This window comes from Streptomyces sp. NPDC058375 (genome assembly GCF_042723425.1).
Classification (GTDB): Bacteria; Actinomycetota; Actinomycetes; order Streptomycetales; family Streptomycetaceae; genus Streptomyces; species Streptomyces durocortorensis.
Genome location: NZ_JBHXJG010000071.1, coordinates 23,608 through 29,607 on the forward strand (window position 1 = coordinate 23,608; position 6,000 = coordinate 29,607).

The 6,000-nt window shown below is 75.2% G+C and carries 3 protein-coding genes; 1 reads left to right on the forward strand and 2 read right to left on the reverse strand.

The features are described from left to right. Positions 1-16: 16 nt before the first annotated feature. Complete coding sequence (locus tag ACFWM7_RS14645; RefSeq protein ID WP_383260143.1) at positions 17-1,918, forward strand: BTAD domain-containing putative transcriptional regulator; 1,902 nt, start codon at positions 17-19, stop codon at positions 1,916-1,918. Here the strand turns inward: ACFWM7_RS14645 and lanKC are convergent. Together lanKC and ACFWM7_RS14655 are read right to left on the reverse strand one after the other, a co-directional pair. Further along, complete coding sequence (gene lanKC / locus ACFWM7_RS14650) at positions 1,905-4,526, reverse strand: class III lanthionine synthetase LanKC (RefSeq protein WP_383260146.1); 2,622 nt, start codon at positions 4,524-4,526, stop codon at positions 1,905-1,907. The genes ACFWM7_RS14645 and lanKC overlap by 14 nt on opposite strands. 12 nt (positions 4,527-4,538) lie before the next feature. Next, entirely contained in the window at positions 4,539-5,885 is a 1,347-nt protein-coding gene (locus ACFWM7_RS14655; RefSeq protein WP_383260148.1) for an MFS transporter, read from the reverse strand. Between the last annotated feature and the right edge of the window lie 115 nt (positions 5,886-6,000).

The window sequence follows — 6,000 nt, forward strand, 5'->3', positions numbered from 1 at the left end:
CTCCGGAGGCCCGCTGATGAACCGACCTCCCGTCCGCACAGGCGCCGCTGCCGCCTCCGGTGCCGTGCACTTCTCCCTGCTCGGCCCGCTGACGGCCCGACGGGACGGCCGTGAGCTGCCGCTCGGTCCGCGAAAGCAGCGCCTCGTCCTCGCCACCCTGCTCGCCCGTCCCAACACTCCGGTACCGGTCGACGTGCTGACCGACGCGGTGTGGCCGGACGATCCGCCGCGTACCGCCCGGAAGAACCTCCAGGTGTACGTCAGCGCCGCCCGCACGCTGCTCGGGCCCGGCCGGGACGGCGGTCCGGACCGGGTGGTGCACGGCTGCGGGGGCTATCTCCTGCGGATCGCCGAGGGCGAGTTGGACACCCTGCGCTTCGGGTCGTTGGCCCGGGCGGGGCGGGCGGCCGCCGAGCGGGGCGATCTGCCCGGCGCGGCCCGGCTGCTGCGGCAGGCGCTCGACCTGTGGGAGGGGCCGCCGCTGAACGATCTGCGGGACTCGGCCGGGGTGGCCGAGGAGGCGGACCGGCTGGAGGCCCGTTGTCTGACGGTGTACGAGGACTGGGCCGAGGCCGAGATCGAGCTGGGCCGGGCCGCCGTCGCGGTCGACGGTCTGCGGGATCTGGTGGAGCGCCATCCGCTGCGGGAGCGGCTGCGGGCCGCCTGGATGAACTCGCTGCACCAGTCCGGCCGGCAGGCCGAGGCACTGGCGGTGTACGACGACTACCGGCAGCTGATGGCCAGGGAACTGGGGCTGGAGCCGAGCCCGGCGATGACGGCGCTGTACCGCTCGATGCTCGACCGGGGGCGCGAGGCGCGGCGGCCCGGCGGGAGTCGGGAGCCGGCGAACCCGGTGGCGCTGCCCGCCGGGCCGGGGACGTTCACCGGTCGCCGCGAGGAACTGCGGGACCTGCTCGATGTGCTGGGAGGCGGTCAGGAGCGTGTCGTGGTCGTGTCGGGTCCGGGTGGGGCGGGGAAGTCGGCGCTGGCGGTCCGGGCGGCGCATCTGCTCGCCGAGCCCTTCCCCGACGGCCGCGTGCACGTCCGGGTGCGCCGGGAGGACGGCACCGCACGCGACCGTGCGGAGATCCTGGCGGAGCTGGGGCGGTGGTGTGGAGTGGCGGAGGCGCACGGGGAGGCGCCCACGACGCCCGGCGCCCTCTCAGCCCTCGCGGAAGCATGGCAGGCGTGGCAGGGCCGGCACCGGGCTCTGGTGGTCCTGGACGACGTGCCCGACGAGGCGTCCGTTCGCGGACTGCTGCCCCGGTCGGGGGCGTGCTCCGTCCTGGTCACCGCCCGGGGGCAGTTGCCCGGTCTCGCCCCGGTGCACCGGATCGCGCTGCCCGCGCCGGCGGACGGGGAGGCGCTCGAACTGCTGGGGAAGCTGATCGGGGCCGGGCGGCTGCGGACGGACCCGGGAGCGGCGCTGCGGATCGTCCGGGCCTGCGGGGGGCTGCCGCTGGCGGTGGAGGTGAGCGGGATGCGGCTGGCGGTGCTGCGGCATCTGCCGCTGGCGGAGTACGCGGCCCGGCTCGACGACCCGTCGGCCGCGCTCGACGAACTGGTCGCCGGGGACGTCTCCGTACGGCGCCGGATCGCGTCCGGCTGGCGGGACCTGGCGGACGGCGACCGGTGGGTGCTGGGGCGGTTGGCCGGGCTCGCCGAGGACGGGTGCTTCACCCTGGACCGGGCCACAGCGGCACTGGGCTGCGGGGAGCGGGCGGCGATCCGGGCGGTCGAGTCGCTGATCGACGCCGGTGCGGTGACCTCCCCGACGGGCGAGGTCACCGCACACGCCGCGCTGTACGAAGTGCCGCGCCTGCTCTGCCTGTTCGCACGGGAACAGCAGGAGGCGGGCGAGCAGGGGGCTGCGGGCGACCGGACCGGCGCGCCCGCCGCCGCCCTCACCCCAGGGTGAGCAGATTCAGCAGATCGTGCGGCCGACGGCCGTCGCCCCCGGGGCCATGAGCCTTTGGGGCGGCGGCCTCGTCGGTGTCCGCCCCGGCCAGGAAATGCAGGGCGAGCAGCAGTCCGGCGGCCCCGGTGGCCAGGTCGGCGGAGCAGCGGCGCAGCCGGGCCCCGGGCACCAGCAGCCGGTCCTCGTCGGCGACCAGGTGCCAGGACAGGTTGCGCACGGAGGCGAGGACCTCGGGCCCGGCCGGTCCTTCGCCCTCCAGCTGGCGGGCGGTCGCGACGAGTCCGGCGCGCCCGGTGAACAACCCGGGTTCGCGCACGAACTCGTTGCCGCAGCCCTTGCGCACACCCGGCAGCAGGCCGGCGAGCGCGGGCGCTTCCTGCCGGGCCAGGTAAGCACGCGCGACCAGGGCGAAGCCGCCACTGCCCTGGTCGAGGTAGAGGAGGTGGCGGCGGCCGTCCTTGACCTGGACCGTCCCGTCGTCCATGGCCACACAGTGGCCGGAGTCCCGGTACAGGGCGGTCCGGGCGGCGCGCAGCAGCCAGTCCTCGCCGGTGATCCCGTGCAGTTCGAGGTGGAGCAGCGCCACCCCGCTCAGCCCGCGCAGTAGTCCGGCCGAGGGTGGGACGGCCGGGCCGCCCGCCACCGTCTCGCCCCGCACCAGGCAGTCCAGCTCCCAGGCGGTGCGCAGGGCTGTGTCGACCAGCTCCGGGTCAGGGGCGCCGGGGCCGGCCGTGGCCAGGCGGACGGCGGCCAGGGCGATGCCGGCGCGACCGGTGAGCAGGTCGGCGGAGGTGGAGGGGTGGACGGCCTCGACAGCCCGGGCGAACAGTGCGCGCCCCTCGTCCGGGCGGCCGAGCCGGGCCAAGGTCACCGCGGCGCCCGGCAGCCCGTCGTAGAGACCGCCCGGGGACGCGGGGTCGCGGCGGCGGGCGGCCTCCGCGAGCCAGTCGGTCCAGTCGCCCGGGACCGGGGCGCCGACGCGGTGGAGGGCGTAGAGGACACCGGCGGCCCCGTGCGCCAGATCCGTGCCGCCGGTGGCGAAGCCCTTGGGGTCGCCGGGAAAGAGCCGGTCGCGGCGCTCGGGCGTCGCGCCCGCGTGGATGCCCGCGATCAGCCGGGTCCGCAGCTCGGCCCAGTCGGGCCTGGGACCGCCGAGGAGCGCGGCGATCTCGCCCTCCCGGTCGGCGGCGCGCTCGGCCGCCCGCAGCAGCGCCGGGCGGGCCGGTCCCGCGTCGGGCGCGAGACCGTAGCGCTCCCGGGCCCAGGACTCCAGGGACAGCGCTTTGGCCCGGTCGTGGGAGGCCATCTCGGTCAGCGGCATCAGCATGGTGAGCCAGGTCGCCCACAGGGCGTAGGCGTCGGCTTCCGCTCCCGGGGTGCCGGGCGGTGCCTGAAGTCCGGGTGCACCGGCCAACGGGGTTCGGTCGTCGTCGAGTTCGGTGGCGTACTCGAAGTCGACGAGGGCGAGCCGGCCGTCGGGCCGCAGGATGATGTTGGAGGGGTGCAGATCACCGAAGCGCAGCCCGCGGTCGTGGATCTCTCCCAGAGCGTGGGCCAGTCGGCCGATGACGTGGTCCACCCATGCGGTGTACGGGGCGAGTTCGTCCGCGGTGCGAGCACCGCGGACCAGAGCGAACCGGGCGACGATCTCTTCGAGCAGGGTGGAGCCCTCCACGTACTCCGTCATCAGGAACCGGTGCTCCCACACGGTCCGTACGCCGTACACCTGCGGTACGCAGTCGAGCCCGGCGAGCGCTGACAGGGCCCGGTGCTCGCGCTCCAGCCGGGTGACGGCGTCGTCGCCGACCGCGTCGAGCCCGCAGTGCGGGCGGGCCTCGCGCAGCACGACCCGGTGGCCGGTCTTACGGTGCCGGGCGAGGTAGATGCCGCCCGCGTTGGAGAACTGGAGCGCCTCGGTGACGGTGTACGGGAAGGAGTCGTCGCGGGCGGCGGCGCGGGCGGCGAGATGGGGCCGCAGCAGTTGGGGCACCTCCACCCAGGCGGGCGTCCGGAACACCACGCCCCGTTCGTCGGGCACGAGTTCACCGGAGGGATGGCGCAGGGCGGGTGCGCGTTCGCCCCGGGCGTCGCGGCACCAGCGGTCGACGAAGGAGCCGTACCGTACGTAGACGGGGGCGTCGCCGATGCGCAGATCGCTCAGGATGTACGGGCCCCGGCGGCCGGACAGCGTCCCGGTCAGCTCGTCGAGCAGGCGGGCCAGGGCCGTCTCGTCCGGCGGGTAGAGGGTGAGGAACTTCCCCGCGCTGCCCCGCGACATGTACTTCCCCGACATCAGCAGGAGGGCCTGCTCACTGCGGAGGAACTTGAACGGGATCCCGTGCCGGACGCAGATTCCGGCCGTGTCGTGAAGGGTGCGGGCCGCCTCCTCGGGGACGGTCGAGACGTGGATCTTCCAGCCCTGTTCGGCCGGTTCGCCGTCCTCGGGCAGCAGCGAGGTCCACAGCCCGCCGGCCACGCGCCGCCAGCCGGCGGGCGGATCGGCCGTGTCGAGGGGGTAGCGGGTCTCCTCGTCGCGGAGCCGGGCCGGGGTGTCGTAGTACCGGCGGTCGGCGAAGCAGTACAGCTGGGTCTCCTGGATACCGGGCACGGCAGTACCTCCTCAGAGTGCGCCGGGACCGGCGGCGTCGGGAACGGGTCGGGCCGGCGCCTCACGCCGGCCGGTGGCGTCGGGGACGAGGTCGGCCGGAACCGTGTGCGCTCCCTCGTCCGGGCCGTCGTCCGGAGCGGCGGGACTCGCGGGCGGCGGGACGGCACCGGAGCGGACCGAGGGGGCGAGCGTCATGACGGCCGCCGAGACGGCCAGTACCGCGCCGACCACACCGAAGGCGTTGCGCGGGCCGAGCGCCGTCAGCAGCGCGCCGCCCGCGAGCGGGCCGAACGGCTGGACGATCGAGGACAGGAAGGAGGCCGCGCTCTGCACCCGGCCGACCCGGTCCTCGGGGGTGACGACCAGCAGGGTCGACAGGAAGCCGATGCTGGCCACCGTCGACAGGCCCATGCACACCGCGCACAGCAGCCCCGCCACCAGAGGGCTGCTGAGCCAGGCCAGCACCCCGGCCGCCAGCACACAGCTCCAGCAGGTGATGACCAGGAGGGCCCGGATGTGGCGGTCCGGGGAGAGCCGGGGCGCGAGCAGCGCGCCGACGAGGGCGCCCGCCGAGACGCAGGTGATGACGAATCCGCCGCCGAGTCCGGAGCGTCCGCCTTCGGAGAAGACGGCGAGCGCGGTGAAGGTGAGAGCGCCGAAGGCGAAGTTCATGCCGAGGCCGAAAACCAGCAACACCGTACGCAGGTACGGCAGTTGCCAGAGGAAGCCGAGGCCGGCGGTGAGTTCGTCGCGGCTGAACACCGAACCCGCCTTCCGGTGGGCGGCCGAGCGGGTGCGGACGAGGGCCACGCAGACGGTCGACAGGAACAGCCCGAGGAACTGGGCGGTGAAGGGCAGCGCCTCGTGGACGCCGAAGAGCGCGCCGCCGACCAGCGGGCCGACCAGCCGGACCGTGGCGGTGCGCGCCTGGAGTCGGGCGGTCGCCGTGCCCATCTGGTCCGGCGGCACGACCGCGCGCAGCAGACCGAAGGCCGCGGGGGCGTAGACGCTGTTCAGCACGGCTCCGGCGACGGCGACCAGCAGGACGAGCGCCATGGGGGCGTGGCCGTTCCACACGGCGATGGTCAGGGCGGTGACCGCGAGCAGACTCCCCACGTCGCACAGCCGCATCAGCCGACGGCGCTCGACCCGGTCGGCCATGACCCCGCCGGGCAGCATCGTGATCAGCACGGCACAGATGGAGACGGTCCCCACGGTGCCGGCCTGCACGGCGGAGCCGGTCTCCTTGAGGATCAGCAGGGGCAGCGCGAGGGCGCTCATCTGGCTGCCCAGAACGGCGAACAGGCCGCTCATCCAGAGCAGCCGGAAGTCCCGGTTGGAGCGGAGGGGCGTGGCCATCGGCAGGCTCCCGGAGATCGGCATACGGACGTGAGATGAGGGACAAGCGCGGCGGGGGGGCGCCCCGTTGGGGCCGCGCCCCCCCCCCACCCCCCGGCGCCCGCCCGGCGGCCCC

Coding starts and splice junctions, on each gene's coding strand:
- ACFWM7_RS14645 (WP_383260143.1), top strand. CDS start 17: ATGAACCGACCTCCCGTCCGCACAGGCGCCGCTGCCGCCTCCGGTGCC.
- ACFWM7_RS14655 (WP_383260148.1), bottom strand. CDS start 5,885: ATGGCCACGCCCCTCCGCTCCAACCGGGACTTCCGGCTGCTCTGGATG.